This window comes from Pseudomonas sp. 7-41 (assembly GCF_021233075.1).
Taxonomy (GTDB): domain Bacteria; phylum Pseudomonadota; class Gammaproteobacteria; order Pseudomonadales; family Pseudomonadaceae; genus Aquipseudomonas; species Aquipseudomonas veronii.
Map to the genome: position 1 here is coordinate 734,230 of NZ_CP089551.1, position 18,494 is coordinate 752,723.

Genomic DNA, 18,494 nt, shown 5'->3' on the forward strand with positions numbered 1-18,494 from the left:
GAGTCTAAGTGCGCGAATAGAGGCTGGATAGCAAGATTGATCTGGGTGATGGAGGGGCAGAACGCGGACGAGGAATTGAAATACAGCCAAAATGTGGGAGGGGGCTTGCCCCCGATTGCAGTGTGTCAGTCAGTTCAGCTGTTACTGATCCACCGCCATCGGGGGCAAGCCCCCTCCCACATGTTTACCGCGTTCCGGCAGTTAGCCGATGGTCATCAGGCTGGCGTTACCGCCCGCCGCTGCGGTGTTGACGCTCAGCGCACGCTCGATCACCAAACGCTCCAGGGCAATTGCTGTCTCGCCTTGGGACAAACCATGTACCCCGACGATCGCCCCGCCACGCTGGGCCACTTGCTGGCAAACCGCGCGCAGTTGATCGGAATCGCCGTGGTGCAGGACTGCGTCGAACAGCACATCGTCCTTGGTCCAGTCGGCCACGCGCTTGATCTTCGCCTGAATCTCTTTCGGCAGGCGTGGGAACAAGGCTTTGGTCAGCTCGGTTTCCGGCCATACCGCCGAACCGCCGACGGCTAATACCGCCGCCAGTTGGGTCAGCAGGTCACCTTCTACTTCTGCCAGGCACAGTACGTGCTCGCGGGGCAGGATGGCGTAGCTGTTGCGCTCGCCGGTCGGGCCGGCCAACAGGCGGGTGATACCGCTTTGCGATTGCGTGGCGAACCGGCTGCACAGCGCGCTCAGGTCGCTGAGCGTGTGGCTGTCGGCCCAGGCTTTCAAAGCGGTCAGCGGTTGGCTCATGGCGTCGCGCAAGCGCACATCCGGTGCGGACAATGCATCGCCGCGAACGAAGGACTGCTCGATCGCATCGGTAGGACGCGTCGACAGCAGGCGGTACAGGTACAGCGGACCACCGGCTTTCGGGCCGGTGCCCGACAAACCTTCGCCGCCAAACGGCTGCACGCCGACCACCGCCCCGACAATGTTGCGGTTGACGTAGACGTTGCCGGCATGAACGTTGTCGATCACCTTGGCGATGGTCTCGTCGATGCGCGTGTGTACGCCCAGGGTCAGGCCGTAGCCGGAAGCGTTGATCTGGCCGATCAACTGGTCGATCTCCTTGCGCTTGTAGCGCACCACGTGCAGCACCGGGCCGAAGATCTCCCGTTGCAGCTCGTCGAAGCTTTCCAGTTCGATCAGGGTGGGCATCACGAAGGTGCCGCGCTTGATCTCTTCGCCGTCGGCGATCGCCACTTGGTACACCGCGCGGCCTTTGTCGCGCATGGCCTGGATGTGTTTCTCGATGCCGGCCTTGGCTTCGGCGTCGATCACCGGGCCGATATCCACCGACAGGCGCTCCGGGTTACCCAAGCGGCATTCAGCCATGGCGCCCTTGAGCATTTCGATGACGCGGTCTGCAGAGTCTTCCTGCAGACACAGTACACGCAGGGCCGAGCAACGCTGGCCGGCGCTGTCGAAGGCCGACGACACCACGTCGATGACCACTTGTTCGGTCAGGGCCGAAGAGTCGACGATCATCGCGTTCTGGCCACCGGTTTCGGCGATCAGCGGGATCGGTCGGCCCTGGGCATCCAGGCGTCCGGCGACATTGCGTTGCAGCAGGCGCGCGACTTCGGTGGAACCGGTGAACATCACGCCTTTGACGCGATCATCGCCGACCAGGCGCGCACCAACGGTTTCGCCCTGGCCCGGCAGCAGTTGCAACACGCCTTCCGGAATACCGGCTTCGAGCAGGATACGTACCGCTTGTGCGGCCACCAGCGGGGTTTGCTCGGCAGGCTTGGCCAATACCGGGTTACCGGCGGCCAGTGCGGCGGCGACTTGCCCACTGAAAATCGCCAGCGGGAAGTTCCACGGGCTGATGCAGACCACCGGGCCCAATGGGCGGTGGGCGTCGTTGGTGAAATCGTGACGCGCCTGCACCGCGTAGTAACGCAGGAAGTCCACGGCTTCGCGCACTTCGGCGATGGCGTTGGCGAAGGTCTTGCCGGCTTCGCGGGCCAGCAGGCCCATCAGCGGCTGGATCTCGCCTTCCATCAGGTCGGCGGCGCGTTCAAGGATCGCGGCGCGCTCGGCGGGCGGGGTCGCCTGCCAGATCGGGCCGGCGTTGATGGCGCACTGGATCGCGTTGTCGACGTCATCGACGGTGGCTTCCTGTACGTGGCCGACCACATCACGCAGGTCGGACGGGTTCAGCACCGGCGTCGCAGCTTCATTGCTGGCGGCGCAACCCAACATCGGCGCGGCTTTCCAGTGATTGTGCGCGGTGGCCAGCAGGGCGCAGGACAACGACGCCAAACGGTGTTCGTTGGCCAGGTCGATACCGGCCGAGTTGGCGCGGTCGCTGCCGTACAGATCGCGTGGCAATGGAATGCGCGGGTGCGGCAGGCCGAAGCCGCCTTCCAGCGTCGCCATTTGCTCGATGCTGGCCACTGGATCGGCCACCAGCTCCTGGATCGAGATGGACTGGTCGGCGATACGGTTGACGAACGAGGTGTTGGCGCCGTTTTCCAACAGGCGACGTACCAGGTAGGCCAACAGGGTTTCGTGGGTGCCGACCGGGGCGTACACGCGGCACGGACGGTTCAGCTTGCCCTCGGCCACTTTGCCGACGACCTGTTCATAGAGCGGTTCGCCCATGCCGTGCAGGCATTGGAACTCGTACTGGCCGGGGTAATAGTTCTGACCGGCGATATGGTAGATAGCCGACAGGGTGTGGGCGTTATGCGTGGCGAACTGCGGGTAGATGACTTCCGGCACCGACAGCAGTTTGCGTGCGCAGGCGATGTAGGACACGTCGGTGTACACCTTGCGGGTATAGACCGGGTAGCCTTCCAGGCCTTCAACTTGGGCGCGCTTGATTTCGCTGTCCCAGTACGCGCCTTTTACCAGGCGGATCATCAGGCGGTGGCGGCTGCGGCGCGCCAGGTCGATGACGTAGTCGATCACATACGGGCAGCGCTTCTGGTAGGCCTGGATCACGAAACCGATGCCGTTCCAGCCGCTCAGTTGCGGCTCGAAGCACAGGCGTTCGAGCAGATCCAGGGACAGTTCCAGGCGGTCGGCTTCTTCGGCATCGATGTTCAGGCCGATGTCGTATTGCTTGGCCAGCAGGGTCAGGGACAGCAAGCGCGGGTACAGCTCGTCCATCACCCGTTCGTACTGGGCACGGCTGTAACGTGGGTGCAGGGCCGACAGCTTGATGGAAATGCCCGGGCCTTCATAAATCCCACGGCCGTTCGAGGCTTTGCCGATGGAATGAATGGCTTGTTCGTAAGAGGCGAGGTACTTCTGTGCATCGTGTTCGGTGAGTGCGGCTTCACCGAGCATGTCGTAGGAATAGCGGAAACCCTTGGCTTCGAACTTGCTCGCATTGGCCAGGGCTTCGGCGATGGTTTCGCCGGTGACGAACTGCTCGCCCATCAGGCGCATGGCCATGTCGACGCCCTTGCGGATCATCGGCTCGCCGCTCTTGCCGATGATGCGGCTCAGGGATGAGGTCAGGCCTGCTTCGTTGTGGGTGGCGACCAGTTTGCCGGTCAGCAGCAGGCCCCAGGTGGCCGCGTTGACGAACAGCGACGGGCTGTTGCCCAGGTGCGGTTGCCAGTTACCGGTGCTGATCTTGTCGCGGATCAGTGCGTCGCGGGTGCCTTTGTCGGGGATGCGCAGCAGCGCTTCGGCCAGGCACATCAGTGCCACGCCTTCCTGGGACGACAGGGAGAATTCCTGCAGCAAACCCTGGACGATGCCGGCACGGCCGCCGGCGCTCTTCTGATTGCGCAGTTTTTCTGCAATCGACGCGGCCAGCTTATTCGTGGCTTCGGCCATCTGGGCCGGCAGGCGAGCCTGTTCGATCAGCATCGGCACCACTTCCGGCTCCGGGCGGCGGTAAGCGGCGGTGATCGAGGCGCGCAGTACGGATTGCGGCAGGATGCTCTCGGCGAACTCGAGGAAGCACTGATGGGCGTGGTCGGCCTGGACCTCGCCGGCGTCATCGGCCTCCTTGCTGCTCAAGCCATTGAGCTCGGTCAGGGTTGCACCACCCTCGAGTTTCTCCAGGTAATTGAAAATCGCCTGCTTGATCAGCCAGTGCGGCGTGCGATCAATGGAGGTCGCGGCCGCCTTCAGGCGCTCGCGGGTCGGGTCGTCGAGTTTGACCCCAAGGGTGGTTGTAGCCATTTTCTTATCCTCATGGGTGCCACTACCGAGTGGCATCAGCTGGCGGCAAGATTAGCTTCGGTCTGGAAGAGGTGCAACCGGGTGCAACCCTTTTTATGCATGAATTTTTCGCCGTTCCATCGGGAAAAAATCGACACTCGACCGAATCCGCTGCACTTTGGTGCATTTGCTTCTGAGATCGGCTGTTCTTGCTCCGAAAAGGAGCAAAAACGCGGTGTTTTCTGTAAAACACATCGAGGTGCAACTTATTCGCGAGAAACTGGTTGCACCTTATTTGCTTTGTTGAATAGCATTCGCGGCCAAGGTGCAACCACCCGTATGGTGTGGTTCATCGGCTGACGGCTTTCCTGGGGAAACGTCAGTCATAAATGCGCGCGATGCAGCTACGTTTACTCACTGGATCAGTGGGTGGCCGTCTGACAGACCGCCGCTACATAAAAACAAAGCCAGGGCGTCACTTCTATGAGCGTTAGTAATCCAACCCTGATCACGTTCGTGATCTACATCGCAGCAATGGTGCTGATCGGCTTCATGGCCTATCGCTCCACCAACAACCTTTCCGATTACATCCTGGGCGGTCGCAGCCTCGGTAGCGTGGTGACTGCCTTGTCAGCCGGTGCTTCCGACATGAGCGGCTGGTTGTTGATGGGCCTGCCGGGCGCGATCTACATGTCCGGCCTGTCGGAAAGCTGGATCGCCATCGGCCTGATCGTCGGTGCGTACCTCAACTGGCTGTTCGTGGCCGGTCGCCTGCGCGTGCAGACCGAGCACAACGGCGACGCCCTGACGCTGCCGGATTACTTTTCCAGCCGTTTCGAAGATAAAAGCGGCCTGCTGCGGATCATCTCCGCAGTAGTGATCCTGGTGTTCTTCACCATCTATTGCGCTTCCGGCATCGTGGCCGGTGCCCGCCTGTTCGAAAGCACCTTCGGCATGTCCTACGAGACTGCGCTGTGGGCCGGCGCGGCGGCGACGATTGCCTACACCTTTGTCGGTGGTTTCCTGGCCGTGAGCTGGACCGACACCGTACAAGCCACCCTGATGATCTTCGCGCTGATCCTGACGCCGATCATCGTGCTGCTGGCCACCGGCGGTATCGATACCACGTTCCTGGCGATCGAAGCGAAGAACCCCGACAACTTCAACATGCTGAAAAACACCAGCTTCATCGGCATCATCTCGCTGATGGGCTGGGGCCTGGGTTACTTCGGCCAGCCGCACATCCTCGCGCGTTTCATGGCGGCGGATTCGGTGAAGTCGATCGCCAAGGCGCGTCGCATCTCCATGACCTGGATGATCCTGTGCCTGGGCGGCACCGTGGCCGTGGGCTTCTTCGGCATCGCCTACTTCTCGGCGCACCCGGAAGTGGCCGGCCCCGTGACCGAGAACCACGAGCGCGTGTTTATCGAGCTGGCCAAGCTGCTGTTCAACCCATGGATTGCTGGCGTTCTGCTGTCGGCGATTCTGGCGGCGGTCATGAGCACTTTGAGCTGCCAATTGCTGGTGTGCTCCAGCGCCCTGACCGAGGACTTCTACAAGACCTTCCTGCGCAAGAACGCTTCCCAGGTTGAGCTAGTGTGGGTCGGCCGCGCCATGGTGCTGCTGGTGGCCGTGATCGCCATCGGCCTGGCCGCCAACCCGAATAACCGCGTATTGGGCCTGGTGAGCTACGCCTGGGCCGGCTTCGGCGCCGCGTTCGGCCCTGTGGTGCTGATCTCGGTGATCTGGAAGCAGATGACCCGCAATGGCGCACTGGCTGGCATTCTGGTCGGCGCGATCACCGTGATCGTGTGGAAGCATTTCGAATTGCTGGGCCTGTACGAAATCATCCCAGGCTTCATCTTCGCCAGCCTGGCGATCTACATCGTCAGCAAGCTGGGCGCGCCGACTGCGGGTATGGTTGAGCGCTTTGATGCTGCCGAGAAAGACTACAACCTCAACAAATAAAACCTCGGGCGTTATGCGCCTGATGTGTTGAAGAAAACGGCTCGCTATCTTTTGGATAGCGGGCCGTTTTTCCTTCTGGTGCTTAAGCAAAGTAGATAGCGACCAAACAAAATCTGGCCCCTGCAATCGGGTGCTTATACGTTCAATTGATCACGGAAATGAAAGATCATCGCGCCTGCAACTCCGACTAGTCCGATCAGGGCTGTCCCGTGAAGAGCAAGTTTTAGGCAGCTCGGAAACGCCTCCACCTGCTGTAAATCAACGACGCCACGTTTTGCATTCCATCGCGGCAGAGCGATTGCCACGTAGACCACGCATAGCCTGCCCAATCTTCCACGTAAGGAGTTGCTCAAAAGATGTTTGTACGTGCTCAAGAGGCTGCACTGATCCAAATAGCGCTCCATCACCTCTAATTTCCGATAGGCCAGAAATAGATCGAGAATAACCGCTATGAGCATTGCGGCCGCTGACCCAAGTGCTATTTGGTCTTTCGTGGGGAGATTGAGGAAGTACTCAATATTCATACAGAACCTCTCCAGCCGTAGCGCCAATTTCACCACCCCAGTGCCCGAAAACAGCGCCTCCGACTCCGCCGGCTATCAAAAGACAGCTCAAGGCGAATGGCCCGGTTGTAGGAGCCATTACGGCGACACACAAGCCCATTCCGATCTGACCTCCAAGGATTCCTCCTGCTACACCGAAGGTCAATTTACCTGCCTCTACATACTTCGCTTTCCTGCAGTGCTCCTCTCTTCCAGTGGAACACGCCTCCTTGATCTCCAACGCCGTTGCAGTCGTACTCAACGCGATGCCCAGCGGCGTGCCTTTTTTCAGCAGCTTTGCCGTCTTCGAAACCCGCGCAATCGTTTCGCTGTACCTCTTTATCTCTCCGCTGTGCAAATAGCTCTTGGTCGAGATTCCCAGCATTTTTTTGATCGAACCTTCATTGCGTAGCCCTGTGCCGTAGCGCGCAAAACTACGCATTTGCGCGTCCAGTTTGGCAAACAGGGTTTGGCGTCGAGCGAGGAACTCATCTCGCGTAGCACCGCCTCCCCGGCGCAGGAATTGTTTGTGCAGTGCATCAATTTCTTCGAGAGTCTTTGCAATGTTTTGCAAGTGTCGACTCCAGGCATCACCCGCCGTGCCTATCCCCAGCGAAGCGTAGCCCAGCAGTTTTTTCAGCAAGTCATAGTTGTGCAGTGCAAAAGCATCCCCGCCTTCGGCCATCACGCTATGCCGAATATCCCAGGCAGCTCGCATCAAGTGTGACTCTTGCGGGGTGCAGATCGCAGTGCTTTCGTCACCGATGATCACTAACTGTCCCGGCAGTACGACAACATTGCGGATGTGAGTATTGAGGGTGTCGAACTTGGCTTCGGCGTATGGGTTCAAGTGCAAACTTGCCTTGAGCTCCACCGAGGTTTGTTGGCGGTCATTGATGAAGGCATAGGGCTGAGGCATTAGCGACTCCCCAGCCATGGTGATCGGTTCGAAGGGCGGTCGCTGCTTGCCATGAAAACAGTCCTTTTTGAATGAGCATGGCTGCGCAATTTAAATAGCGATTCGAGCGGTGTCGTGGTTTTGGCGGGGGATTTTTCGGTGGTTTTTTGCTTTTGGGAAAAGGGCTACTGAGTTGCGCCAGGTTTCCGACAGAGGCGTGAATGTTCACTGCCTTTACGCCGACGACCTTGCGGCACAAGGTCGCCTGCTTCACGCGCCATGCAGATGTTAGCCATGGCGCGCGGGTCGCTTATCTGGCCTCAGGCGTGTGTTGCAGCCAGCGCCTGTTGCAGATCCTCGATCAAGTCTTCAATCGCCTCGATCCCCACCGACAGGCGAATCATCTCCGGCTTCACGCCGGCCTTGGCCTGTTCCTGCTCGTTCATCTGGCGATGGGTGGTGGACGCCGGGTGGCAGGCCAGGGATTTGGCGTCGCCGATGTTCACCAGGCGTTTGAAGATTTGCAGGGCGTCGTAGAAGCGTACACCGGCTTCGTAACCGCCCTTCAGACCAAACGACAGGATCGCCGACGGTTTGCCCTGCATGTATTTCTGCGCGAGTGCGTGGTGCGGATGATCGGGCAGCCCGGCGTAGCTGACCCACTCGACTTCGGCGTGATCTTGCAGGAACCGCGCGACCTTCAAGGCATTCTCGGTGTGGCGTTCCATGCGCAGGGCCAGGGTTTCCAGGCCTTGCAGCAGCAGGAAGGCGTTCATCGGCGCCAGCGCTGCGCCGGTGTTGCGCAGCGGTACGGTGCGGGCGCGGGCGATGAAGGCGGCGGGGCCGAATTTTTCGGTGTAGACCACGCCGTGGTAAGCCGGTTCGGGCTGGTTGAGGCCGGGGAATTTTTCCGCGTATTTCGCCCACGGGAACGTGCCGCTGTCGACAATCACGCCGCCCAGGGAGTTGCCATGGCCGCCAACGTATTTGGTCACCGAATGCACCACGATATCGGCACCGAACTGGATCGGTTTGCACAGGATCGGCGTGGCCACGGTGTTGTCCACCATCAGCGGTACGCCACGGGCGTGGGCCACGTCGGCGAGGGCTTGCAGGTCGATGATGTTGCCCGCCGGGTTGCCGATGCTCTCGCAGTAGACCAGTTTGGTGTTGTCATCGATCAGTTCGGCGATGGCGGCGGCGGAATCGTCGCGGGCGAAGCGCACATCGACGCCAAAGCTCGGCAGCAGGTGGGCGAACAGGGTGTAGGTGCCGCCATAGAGCTGCGGCGTGGTGACGATGTTGTCACCGGCGCGGGTCAGGGTCTGGATCGCATAGTGGATCGCTGCGCTGCCGGCGGACACGGCCAGCGCGGCGATACCGCCTTCGAGCGCGGCCATGCGTTGCTCCAGCACATCGTTGGTCGGGTTCATGATCCGCGTGTAGATATTGCCGGGTACGTCCAGGTTGAACAGGTCGGCGCCGTGCTGGGCGTTATCGAATTCGAAGGCGACGTTCTGGTAGATCGGCACCGCGACGGCCTTGGTGGTCGGGTCGGACTTGAAGCCGTGGTGCAGGGCGATGGTGGCGTCTTTCATGGTTATTGTTGACCTCCTTGGTTTTTAAGGGCGCCCCCGGGCAGGGTGGGAGCTGGCTTGGCTGCGATGGCATCATCGCGGAGTGCAGGTAATACCGCGTCGCTTGTGTCGCGGGCAAGCCCGCACATGCTGTAAGGATTAGATTGTTTTCACAAGGACGCCTGTCTTTGCGGCATAAGCACCGCCCGGCATGCGGCCCTGCACCTTTGCCCGTGTAGCAGGTAAACTTCGCCCCCTGCGCAGGAGCAACCATGAATTATCGTCACGCCTTTCACGCCGGCAACCACGCCGATGTCTTCAAACACCTGACCTTGACCCGCCTCATCGCCTTGATGTCGCGCAAGGAGCAGCCGTTCGCCTACCTCGATACCCATGCCGGGATCGGTCTGTACGACCTGCAGGGCGATCAGGCCAACCGTACCGGTGAATACCTGGAAGGCATCGCCCGTCTGTGGGGCAAGAGCGATCTGCCGCCATTGACCGCCGACTACATGCGCGTGCTGCACGAGATGAACCCGGATGGCCAGTTGCGCTACTACCCCGGTTCGCCGGAACTGGCACGCCGCCTGACCCGCCCCCAGGACCGCGTGCTGCTCAATGAAAAGCACCCGGAAGACGGCGTGCTGCTCAAGGACAACATGAAGGGCGATCGTCGCGTCAAGGTTCACCTGGGCGAAGGCTGGCATGTGCCACGCGCGTTGCTGCCGGTGCCGGAAAAGCGTGCGCTGATGCTGATCGACCCGCCGTTTGAACAGCTCGACGAAATGCAGCGCTGCGCGGCGTCGCTCAAAGAGGCGGTCGGCCGCATGCGCCAGACGGTCGCAGCGATCTGGTACCCGGTGAAGGACCAGCGCATGCTGCGCCGTTTCTACCAGGACCTGGCCGGCACCGGTGCGCCGAAGTTGTTGCGCGTCGAATTGCTGGTGCATCCGTTGGACACGCCCAACACCCTGACCGGCTCGGGCCTGGCGATTGCCAACCCGCCGTGGGGCTTGGAAGAGGAGTTGCGTGAGCTGCTGCCGTGGCTGTCCAAGCAACTGGGCCAGACCCAGGGCGGGTGGCAGATGGATTGGCTGATTGCTGAGTAACCGAGTCTGGCGCAGGCCCATGTGGGAGGGGGCTTGCCCCCGATAACGGTGTGTCAGTCCATACATCTGTACCTGAGACATTGCTATCGGGGGCAAGTCGAACCGTCGCACCGCCCCTCCCACATTTTTTTAGATCGGGCAGGTCACGCCTGTACCGCCAATCCCGCAATAGCCCTGCGGATTCTTCGCCAGGTACTGCTGGTGATACGCCTCGGCGAAGTACACCGTCGGGGCCTCGTCGATTTCCGTGGTGATGGGGCCCAGGCCAGCCTTGGTCAGCTCTTGCTGATACGCCTGCGCACTGGCCTGCGCCGCCGCCAATTGCTCCGGCGTGGTGGCGTAGATCACTGAACGGTACTGGCTGCCGATGTCGTTGCCCTGGCGCATGCCCTGGGTCGGGTTGTGCAGTTCCCAGAACATCTTCAGCAAGTCTTCGTATTTCACCTTGGCCTGGTCATACACCACCAGCACCACTTCGCTATGGCCGGTCAGGCCCGAGCAGACTTCTTCGTAAGTCGGGTTCGGCGTGTAGCCGCCGGCATAACCGACCACGGTGCTGACCACGCCATCGCGCTGCCAGAATTTGCGTTCTGCGCCCCAGAAGCAGCCCAGGCCGAAGATCGCGAAGCCGACGTCGTCGAGGAACGGGCCGAGCAGCGGGTTGCCGTTGACGAAGTGCGTCTCCGGCAACGTCATCGGGGTTTCGCGGCCAGGCAAAGCTTGTTCTGCAGTAGGAAGCACGTTTTTGTTCACCAGAATTTCCGAGCGCAAGACCATGAGCAGTCCTCTCGTCAGGTTGAGTTAACAGTAAAGAATCAGACAGCCAGTGTGCCCGAGTGTTACAGCGCTGTCAGGCGATTGGCCCGCGAGGGTAGCGTTTAAGCTTCTCGAGCAGCTCTGAACCGGGGATGGGCCGGTCGAACAGATAGCCCTGGCCGACGTCGCAACGGTGCCGACGCAGGAACGCCAACTGCTCGGCGGTCTCGATGCCTTCGGCCACGACCTTGAGCTTGAGGTTGTGGGCCATGGCGATCACGGCGGAGGTGATTTCCATGTCGTCCTGGTTGTCCGGGATTTCGTGGATAAAGCTGCGATCGATCTTGATGATGTCGATCGGGAATTTTTTCAAGTAGCTCAGCGACGAGTAACCGGTGCCGAAGTCGTCCATGGCCAGGGTCAGGCCCAGGCTTTTCAACTGGTCCAGTTGCAGACGGGTGTCCTCGGTGGCCTCCAGCAGCAGGCCTTCGGTCAACTCAAGTTCGAGCAGGTTGGCCGGCAGTTCTTCTTCCTTGAGGATCGAGGCAATCGAGGCCACCAGGTCCGGGTCGGAGAACTGTTTGGGCGACAGGTTGATCGCCACCTGCAGGTTGCCCAGGCCGGCGGCGCTCAGTTTCTTGCTCATGCGGCAGGCCTGGCGGGCGATCCATTTGCCGATGGGGATGATCAGGCCGGTTTCTTCGGCCACGCTGATGAACTGGTCGGGGCGGATCATGCCCTTTTCCGGGTGGTTCCAGCGCAGCAGCGCCTCCATGCCCAGCAAGCGGCCACTGCGCAGGCACAGCTTGGGCTGGTAGAACACGTCCAGCTCGTTCTGGGTCAGGGCGCGGCGCAGGTTGTTTTCCACGAACAGTTTGTAGCTGGCCTCGGCGTTCAACGCTTCGGTAAACACTTGTACCTGGTGTTTGCCGTTGGCTTTGGCCTTGTGCAGGGCCAAGCCGGCGTTGCGCATCAGGGTTTGCGGGTCGCGGCCATGCAGCGGCGCGCAGGCCAGGCCCACGGAGCCGGTGACGCTGATCAATTGGTTGTCGACGAACATCGGCTTGTCGAGGGTCGCCAGCAGTTGGCTGGCAACGAGCTGGCCGCTCTCCAGGTCGGTGTCGTCGAGCAATACCGCAAATTCGTTACTGGCAAAGCGCGCCAGGCTGCCACCGGCGCTGAGGCTGTTGCGCAGGCGCCGGGCCAGGCTGATCAGCAGCTTGTCGCCGGTCTGGTGGCCGAGGCTGTCGTTGATCCGCTTGAAGTTGTCGATGTCCACCAGCAACAGACAGATCGGGCTGTCGCTGTCGCGGGCAAAGCGTTCGTCGAGGTTGCGGATAAATGCCGGACGGTTGCCCAGGTTGGTCAGGTTGTCGGTATAGGCCAGGCGCTCGATGCGCTGCTGGGCCAGCTTGGTCTGGGTGATGTCTTCGTAGATGCCGATATAGTGGGTCAGCTCGCGATTGTCGCCGTAGACCTTGGAGATCGACAGCTGGCCCCAATAGGGTTCCAGGTTCTTGCGTCGGCTCTTGAACTCGCCCTGCCAGCTGTTGCTCTTGGCCAGGCTCGACGGCGCGTCGAACAGCAATTCGCTGAGGTTTTCCAGCGCGGGCAATTGCGCCAGGCGATGGCCGTGGACCTCTTCGGTACTGTACTGGGTGATCGCGGTAAAACTGGGGTTGACGTACTCCACCACGCCATCGCAATTGACCAGCAGGAAGGCGTTGGCGCTTTGTTCCACCGCGCGCTGAAACAGGTGCAGGGCGCTGGTGGCGGTACGACGGTTGTGATTGTTGATCACTTGCGCGAACTGATCCGCCAGCTCGCCGGCAAAGGCGATCTCGTCGGACTGCCAGACGCGTGTGCAGCCGCTTTGTTCCAGGCACAGCACACCCACGACCTGGCCATCGACACGGATGCTCGCGTCGAGCATTGCATACACGTCGTTGGCCTGCAGCGATTCGGCCATTTCGCGGGTGCGTGGGTCGCGCATGACATTGGTAGCATCGATCGCCCGGCTGGTCTGCAGGGCTTCGAGATAGTCCGGAAAGCCACTGGCGTCAATTGGCTCAGGCAAGTGGTGGCGCTGATCGGCGCGCTGGTACGCCGAAATCGGTACCAGGCGCTGGCCTTCGAGGTTCCAGATGCTGGCGCAATCGATCTGGTAGATATCGCAGGCGCTGCGGGTAATCAGCTCGGCGGCTTCCTGCAGCGAATTATTCGTGGTGTAGCGCTGGCGTGCGAGCAGCAGGATCAGCTCTTGCTGGGCGCGTACCCGTTCCAGGTGCAGCAACTGTTCCTGTTGCGCGCGCTGGTTGAGTTCCAGGGCGATCTGCAGGCGGCTGTTCTGGCTTTCCAGGTCTGCTGTCGGCGCTGTCGACGGGATCTCGCTGAACAGGCCGTCGACCACCATCAGGTAGCCCCGCAGCAGGTGGCGATTGTGTTGTTTGTAGGCTTCGCCCAGTTCCAGCAGGCTTAGAGGGCCGTCGTTGGTGTGCAGGGTGTAGCGCACCAGGTAATGAGGGCTCTCGGCCAGTTGCTGCTGGATGGCATCGTGCAGTTGATAGCGCGCCTGTGGCTCCATCAGGCTGGCGTAGGGCGAGCCGATCAGCGCGCACAGTTCAACCGCCGGCAGGCCGAATTGGCGCTCGCAATTGGGGTCTAGGTAGAGCAGGGCCCAGCTTGCCTCATTCAGCCGCTCGAAACGCAGCATACCGAGGCGCGAAGGCACCGGTAATTGCGTCACTACCTCGGCCGCCGTCCGGGCGACATCGGGTTGGCTTTTCATGGGGAAGCTCACTTGAAAAAACGCACTCGGCGCCGGGCTCACGCCCTCTTTACTGTTGCCTGCAGCAAGGTTGCATCATGCAGCCCAGGCTGACAAGAGAGGATGAAGGCTAAGTGCTATAAGGGTTATATCGGCTACGCGGTCGATTTCTGCAATCGGGGTGATAGGTGGTGTACAACCCTGTTTTTACTGTCCAAGAAACGCGCAAAAAAAGCCCCGCCAAGTGGCGGGGTTGAGGTACGAGCGTGGCGCTCGGAAATCGATGCAATCGGGCCTCCCTCGTGCAAGGGAGGCCCGTCGCGGCTTACAGCAAGATGGTGCGGATATCGTTCAGCAGTTGGCTCAGGCGCTGGGTGAAGCGTGCCGCCGCGGCGCCGTTGATCACGCGGTGATCGTAGGACAGCGACAGTGGCAGCATCAGCTTCGGCTGGAAGGCTTTACCGTCCCATACCGGCTGGATGGTCGCCTTGGAAACGCCCAGGATCGCCACTTCCGGCGCATTGACGATTGGCGTGAAGCCAGTGCCGCCAATGTGACCGAGGCTGGAGATGGTGAAGCATGCGCCCTGCATGTCGTCCGCGGTGAGCTTCTTGTCGCGGGCCTTGGCAGCCAGCGCAGCGGCTTCGGCAGCCAGTTGCAGCAGGCTCTTCTGGTCGACGTTCTTGATGACCGGTACCAGCAGGCCATCCGGGGTGTCGACGGCAAAGCCGATGTGAACGTACTTCTTGCGAATGATCGCCTTGCCGCTTGGCGCCAGCGAACTGTTGAAGTCCGGCAGCTCCTTGAGCAGGTGCGCGCAGGCCTTGAGCAACAGTGGCAGCACGGTCAGTTTCACGCCGGCCTTCTCGGCCACGGCTTTCTGCGCAACGCGGAAAGCTTCCAGGTCGGTGATGTCGGCCTGGTCGAACTGGGTCACGTGCGGGATGTTCAGCCAGCTGCGGTGCAGGCTCGACGCGCCGATTTGCATCAGGCGGGTCATCTGCACTTCTTCGGTTTCGCCGAAGCGGCTGAAGTCCACGACCGGGATCGGCGGAATGCCCGCACCACCGGTAGCATTGCCGGCAGCCGGGGCTTCCTTGGCTTTCTGCATCATGGATTTGACGTAAACCTGTACGTCTTCCTTGAGCACGCGACCGTGCGGGCCGGTGGCCGTGACGGCGTTCAGCTCGACGCCGAACTCGCGGGCCAGTTGGCGCACGGCAGGGCCGGCGTGAACCTTGGCACCGCTTCGTGCCGGTGCCACCGCCGGGGCCGGTGTGGCCTCGGCGTTTGCGGCAGGCGCTGGAGCTGGAGCCGCGGCGGCCGGTGCGGCTTCAGCCTTGGCAGCCGGCGCAGCGGCCGGTGCCGGGGCAGCAGCCGACGCAGCGCCTTGGACTTTCAGCTTGAGGATGAAGTCGCCAGTGCCGACTTCGTCTTCCAGCTTGACCGCGATGCTTTCCACCACGCCGGCAGCCGGCGAAGGGATTTCCATGGAGGCCTTGTCGGACTCCAGGGTGATCAGCGACTGGTCGGCTTCGACGGTGTCGCCGACCTTGACCAGCAGTTCGATGATCTTGGCCTTGCCCGACGAGCCGATGTCCGGGACATGAATGTCCTGGATGGTGGCTGCGGCCGGTGCGGCAGCCGGGGCCGCAGGGGCCTCGGCAGCAGCAGGTTTTTCAGCCGGCGCTGGCGCCGGTGCTGCCGCGGCAGCTGGAGCAGGGGCCGCAGCGGCGGCGCCCTCGATTTCCAGCTCCAGCAGTTCGTCGCCTTCTTTCAGGCGATCGCCCAGCTTCACTTTCAGGCTCTTGACCACGCCGGCCTTGGGAGCAGGGATTTCCATGCTCGCCTTGTCCGATTCCAGGGTCAGGATGCTTTGGTCGGCTTCGACGGTGTCGCCGACCTTCACAAACAGCTCGATTACTTCACCTTCACCGCTGCCGATGTCAGGTACGCGAATGAGTTCGCTCACAAAAAGTCTCCTCAGCAGTCCAGTGGGTTGCGTTTTTCCGGGTTGATCCCGAACTTGACGATGGCGTCAGCCACCACCTTGGGTTCGATCTCACCGCGGTCAGCCAAGGCTTCCAGGGCTGCCAACACCACGAAGTGACGGTCGACTTCGAAGAAGTGACGCAGCTTCTTGCGGCTGTCACTGCGGCCGAAACCGTCGGTGCCCAGGACTTTGAATTCCTTGGACGGGACCCACTGGCGAATTTGTTCCGCAAACAGCTTCATGTAGTCGGTGGATGCGATGACCGGACCTTTACGGCCAGTCAGGCATTCTTCGACGTAGCTCAGCTCAGGCTTCTGACCTGGGTGCAGGCGGTTGTTGCGTTCTACGGCCAGGCCGTCGCGACGCAGTTCGTTGAAGCTGGTCACGCTCCACACGTCGGCGCCGACGTTGAATTCGTCACGCAGGATCTTCGCCGCTTCACGCACTTCGCGCAGGATGGTGCCGGAGCCCATCAGTTGCACGTGATGCGCTGCTTCCTTGGTGTCTTCTTCGAGCAGGTACATGCCCTTGATGATGCCTTCCTCGACACCGGCCGGCATGGCAGGTTGCTGGTAGGACTCGTTCATCACGGTGATGTAGTAGAAAACGTCCTGCTGCTCCTGGGTCATCTTCTTCATGCCGTCCTGGATGATCACCGCCAGCTCATAGCCGTAGGTTGGATCAAAGGTGCGGCAGTTCGGAATGGTGGCCGCCAGGATGTGGCTGTGACCGTCTTCGTGTTGCAGGCCTTCGCCGTTCAGCGTGGTGCGACCGGCGGTGCCGCCGATCAGGAAACCACGGGTACGGCTGTCGCCTGCTGCCCAGGCCAGGTCGCCGATACGCTGGAAGCCGAACATCGAGTAGAAGATGTAGAACGGCAGCATCGGCTGGTTGTGGCAGGAGTACGACGTACCGGCAGCGATGAAGGAGCTCATGGCGCCCGCTTCGTTGATGCCTTCTTCGAGGATCTGGCCCTTCTTGTCTTCCTTGTAGAACATCACCTGGTCTTTATCGACTGGCTCGTAGAGCTGGCCGACGGAGGAGTAGATGCCCAACTGACGGAACATGCCTTCCATACCGAAGGTACGGGCTTCGTCCGGGATGATCGGCACGATGCGCGAACCGACTTCCTTATCCTTGACCAGCTGCGCGAGGATCCGCACGAAGGCCATGGTGGTGGAGATTTCACGGTCGCCCGAGCCGTCGAGGATGGCCTTGAGGGTATCCAGCGCCGGTGTTGGGATGTTGACGCTCTTGGCACGGCGCTGTGGCACGAAACCGCCCAGTGCGGCACGACGCTCGCTCAGGTAACGGGCTTCGGCGCTGTTCGGCTCTGGCTTGAAGAACGGCAGGTTTTCCAGCTCTTCGTCCTTGACCGGGATGTCGAAGCGGTCGCGGAACAGCTTCAGGCTGCCGACATCGACTTTCTTGGTGTTGTGCGCAGTGTTCTTCGCTTCGCCGGCACCGGTGCCATAACCCTTGATGGTCTTGGCCAGGATGACGGTCGGTTGTTCTTTGTGGTTGACCGCTTCGTGGTACGCCGCGTAGACCTTGTACGGGTCGTGGCCGCCACGGTTGAGTTTCCAGATCTCGTCGTCGGACAGGTCGGCAACCATCGCCTTGAGTTCAGGCGTGTTGAAGAAGTGTTCACGCACGAACGCGCCGTCTTTGGCCTTGTAGTTCTGGTACTCGCCGTCGATGACTTCGTCCATGCGACGTTGCAGGATACCGTCGACGTCCTTGGCCAGCAGTGGGTCCCAGAAACGGCCCCAGATGACTTTGGTCACGTTCCACTGAGCACCGCGGAACACGCCTTCGAGTTCCTGGATGATCTTGCCGTTGCCGCGAACCGGGCCGTCGAGGCGCTGCAGGTTGCAGTTGATGACGAAGATCAGGTTGTCCAGCTTCTCGCGGCCGGCCAGGGAGATGGCACCCAGGGATTCCGGCTCGTCGCACTCGCCGTCGCCCAGGAAGCACCAGACTTTCTGCTTGCCTTCGGGGATGAAACCACGGGCTTCCATGTACTTCATGAAGCGCGCCTGGTAGATCGCCTGGATCGGGCCCAGCCCCATGGAAACGGTCGGGAACTGCCAGAAATCAGGCATCAGCCAAGGGTGCGGGTAGGACGACAGGCCCTGGCCGTCGACTTCCTGGCGGAAGTTGTTCATCTGTTCTTCGCTGATGCGACCTTCCATGAACGCACGGGCGTAGACGCCTGGCGAGGTGTGGCCCTGGAAGTAGATCAGGTCGCCGCCGTGTTCGTCGGTCGGGGCCTGGAAGAAGTAGTTGAAGCCGATGTCATAGAGCGTTGCGCTGGAAGCGAAGCTGGAGATGTGACCGCCCAGGTCAGAATCTTTCAAGTTCGTACGCATTACCATCGCCATGGCGTTCCAACGTACCAGCGAGCGAATGCGGCGTTCCATGAACAGGTCGCCAGGCATGCGTGCTTCGTGGGTAACAGGGATGGTATTGCGATATGGCGTGGTGATGGCGTAGGGCAGTTGCGAGCCGCTGCGGGTCGCGAGTTCGCCCATACGGGTCATCAGATAGTGAGCACGGTCTTCGCCTTCTTTGTCGAGAACCGATTCCAGGGCGTCCAGCCATTCCTGGGTTTCGACGGGATCGAGGTCTTGCATGGCTTGCTCCAGGGCGGAAAGGCTACCAGAATCGGTTGCCTGAAGTTTGCGACTGGCCTTGTGGGCAGACGACATAAATTCTTGGATGGCCGGAGGTTGCTCCGGCGTCCTGTA

General features: G+C 61.0%; 11 protein-coding genes. 3 read left to right on the forward strand and 8 right to left on the reverse strand.

Annotated features, from left to right (window positions below):
- Positions 1–201: 201 nt before the first annotated feature.
- On the reverse strand, positions 202–4,155 hold the full coding sequence (gene putA, locus LQ249_RS03170; protein WP_017849817.1) for a trifunctional transcriptional regulator/proline dehydrogenase/L-glutamate gamma-semialdehyde dehydrogenase: 3,954 nt from the start codon (positions 4,153–4,155) through the stop codon (positions 202–204).
- An 81-nt stretch (positions 4,156–4,236) separates the two neighbouring features.
- Here putA and LQ249_RS03175 point away from each other — a divergent pair, with 81 nt between their 5' ends.
- Positions 4,237–4,494 carry a hypothetical protein gene (locus LQ249_RS03175; RefSeq protein WP_132849954.1) on the forward strand — a complete coding sequence of 86 codons (258 nt, stop codon included), beginning with the start codon at positions 4,237–4,239 and terminating at the stop codon, positions 4,492–4,494.
- A 123-nt stretch (positions 4,495–4,617) separates the two neighbouring features.
- Positions 4,618–6,102, forward strand: coding sequence for a sodium/proline symporter PutP (gene putP, locus LQ249_RS03180; RefSeq protein WP_046384943.1), 1,485 nt, complete (start codon positions 4,618–4,620; stop codon positions 6,100–6,102).
- Between the two features lie 134 nt (positions 6,103–6,236).
- Here the strand turns inward: putP and LQ249_RS03185 are convergent, their stop codons facing one another.
- From LQ249_RS03185 to LQ249_RS03195, 3 genes are all read right to left on the reverse strand, one after another.
- The gene (locus tag LQ249_RS03185; protein WP_108526067.1) at positions 6,237–6,626 is read right to left on the reverse strand and encodes a hypothetical protein; all 390 of its coding nucleotides are present in this window, start codon (positions 6,624–6,626) and stop codon (positions 6,237–6,239) included.
- A complete protein-coding gene (locus LQ249_RS03190; protein WP_057003784.1) occupies positions 6,616–7,563 on the reverse strand; it encodes a hypothetical protein in 948 nt (315 codons plus the stop codon). The genes LQ249_RS03185 and LQ249_RS03190 overlap by 11 nt, the downstream gene beginning before the upstream one ends.
- 299 nt (positions 7,564–7,862) lie before the next feature.
- Positions 7,863–9,140 (reverse strand): O-acetylhomoserine aminocarboxypropyltransferase/cysteine synthase family protein, encoded by a 1,278-nt coding sequence (locus LQ249_RS03195; protein ID WP_057003651.1) that lies wholly within the window; start codon positions 9,138–9,140, stop codon positions 7,863–7,865.
- Positions 9,141–9,391: 251 nt separating this feature from the next.
- On the opposite strand from LQ249_RS03195, the gene LQ249_RS03200 reads away from it, so the two are divergent.
- Complete coding sequence (locus LQ249_RS03200) at positions 9,392–10,228, forward strand: 23S rRNA (adenine(2030)-N(6))-methyltransferase RlmJ (RefSeq protein ID WP_017849812.1); 837 nt, start codon at positions 9,392–9,394, stop codon at positions 10,226–10,228.
- Between the two features lie 129 nt (positions 10,229–10,357).
- Here the strand turns inward: LQ249_RS03200 and msrA are convergent, their stop codons facing one another.
- The 4 genes from msrA to aceE all read right to left on the reverse strand — a co-directional run bounded on the left by msrA (position 10,358) and on the right by aceE (position 18,380).
- Entirely contained in the window at positions 10,358–11,005 is a 648-nt protein-coding gene (gene msrA / locus LQ249_RS03205) for a peptide-methionine (S)-S-oxide reductase MsrA (RefSeq protein WP_017849811.1), read from the reverse strand.
- A 73-nt stretch (positions 11,006–11,078) separates the two neighbouring features.
- Positions 11,079–13,772 carry a putative bifunctional diguanylate cyclase/phosphodiesterase gene (locus tag LQ249_RS03210; protein WP_232566186.1) on the reverse strand — a complete coding sequence of 898 codons (2,694 nt, stop codon included), beginning with the start codon at positions 13,770–13,772 and terminating at the stop codon, positions 11,079–11,081.
- A 304-nt stretch (positions 13,773–14,076) separates the two neighbouring features.
- Complete coding sequence (aceF, locus tag LQ249_RS03215; RefSeq protein ID WP_232566187.1) at positions 14,077–15,723, reverse strand: dihydrolipoyllysine-residue acetyltransferase; 1,647 nt, start codon at positions 15,721–15,723, stop codon at positions 14,077–14,079.
- An 11-nt stretch (positions 15,724–15,734) separates the two neighbouring features.
- Positions 15,735–18,380, reverse strand: coding sequence for a pyruvate dehydrogenase (acetyl-transferring), homodimeric type (gene aceE / locus LQ249_RS03220; RefSeq protein WP_046384939.1), 2,646 nt, complete (start codon positions 18,378–18,380; stop codon positions 15,735–15,737).
- Positions 18,381–18,494: the final 114 nt, after the last annotated feature.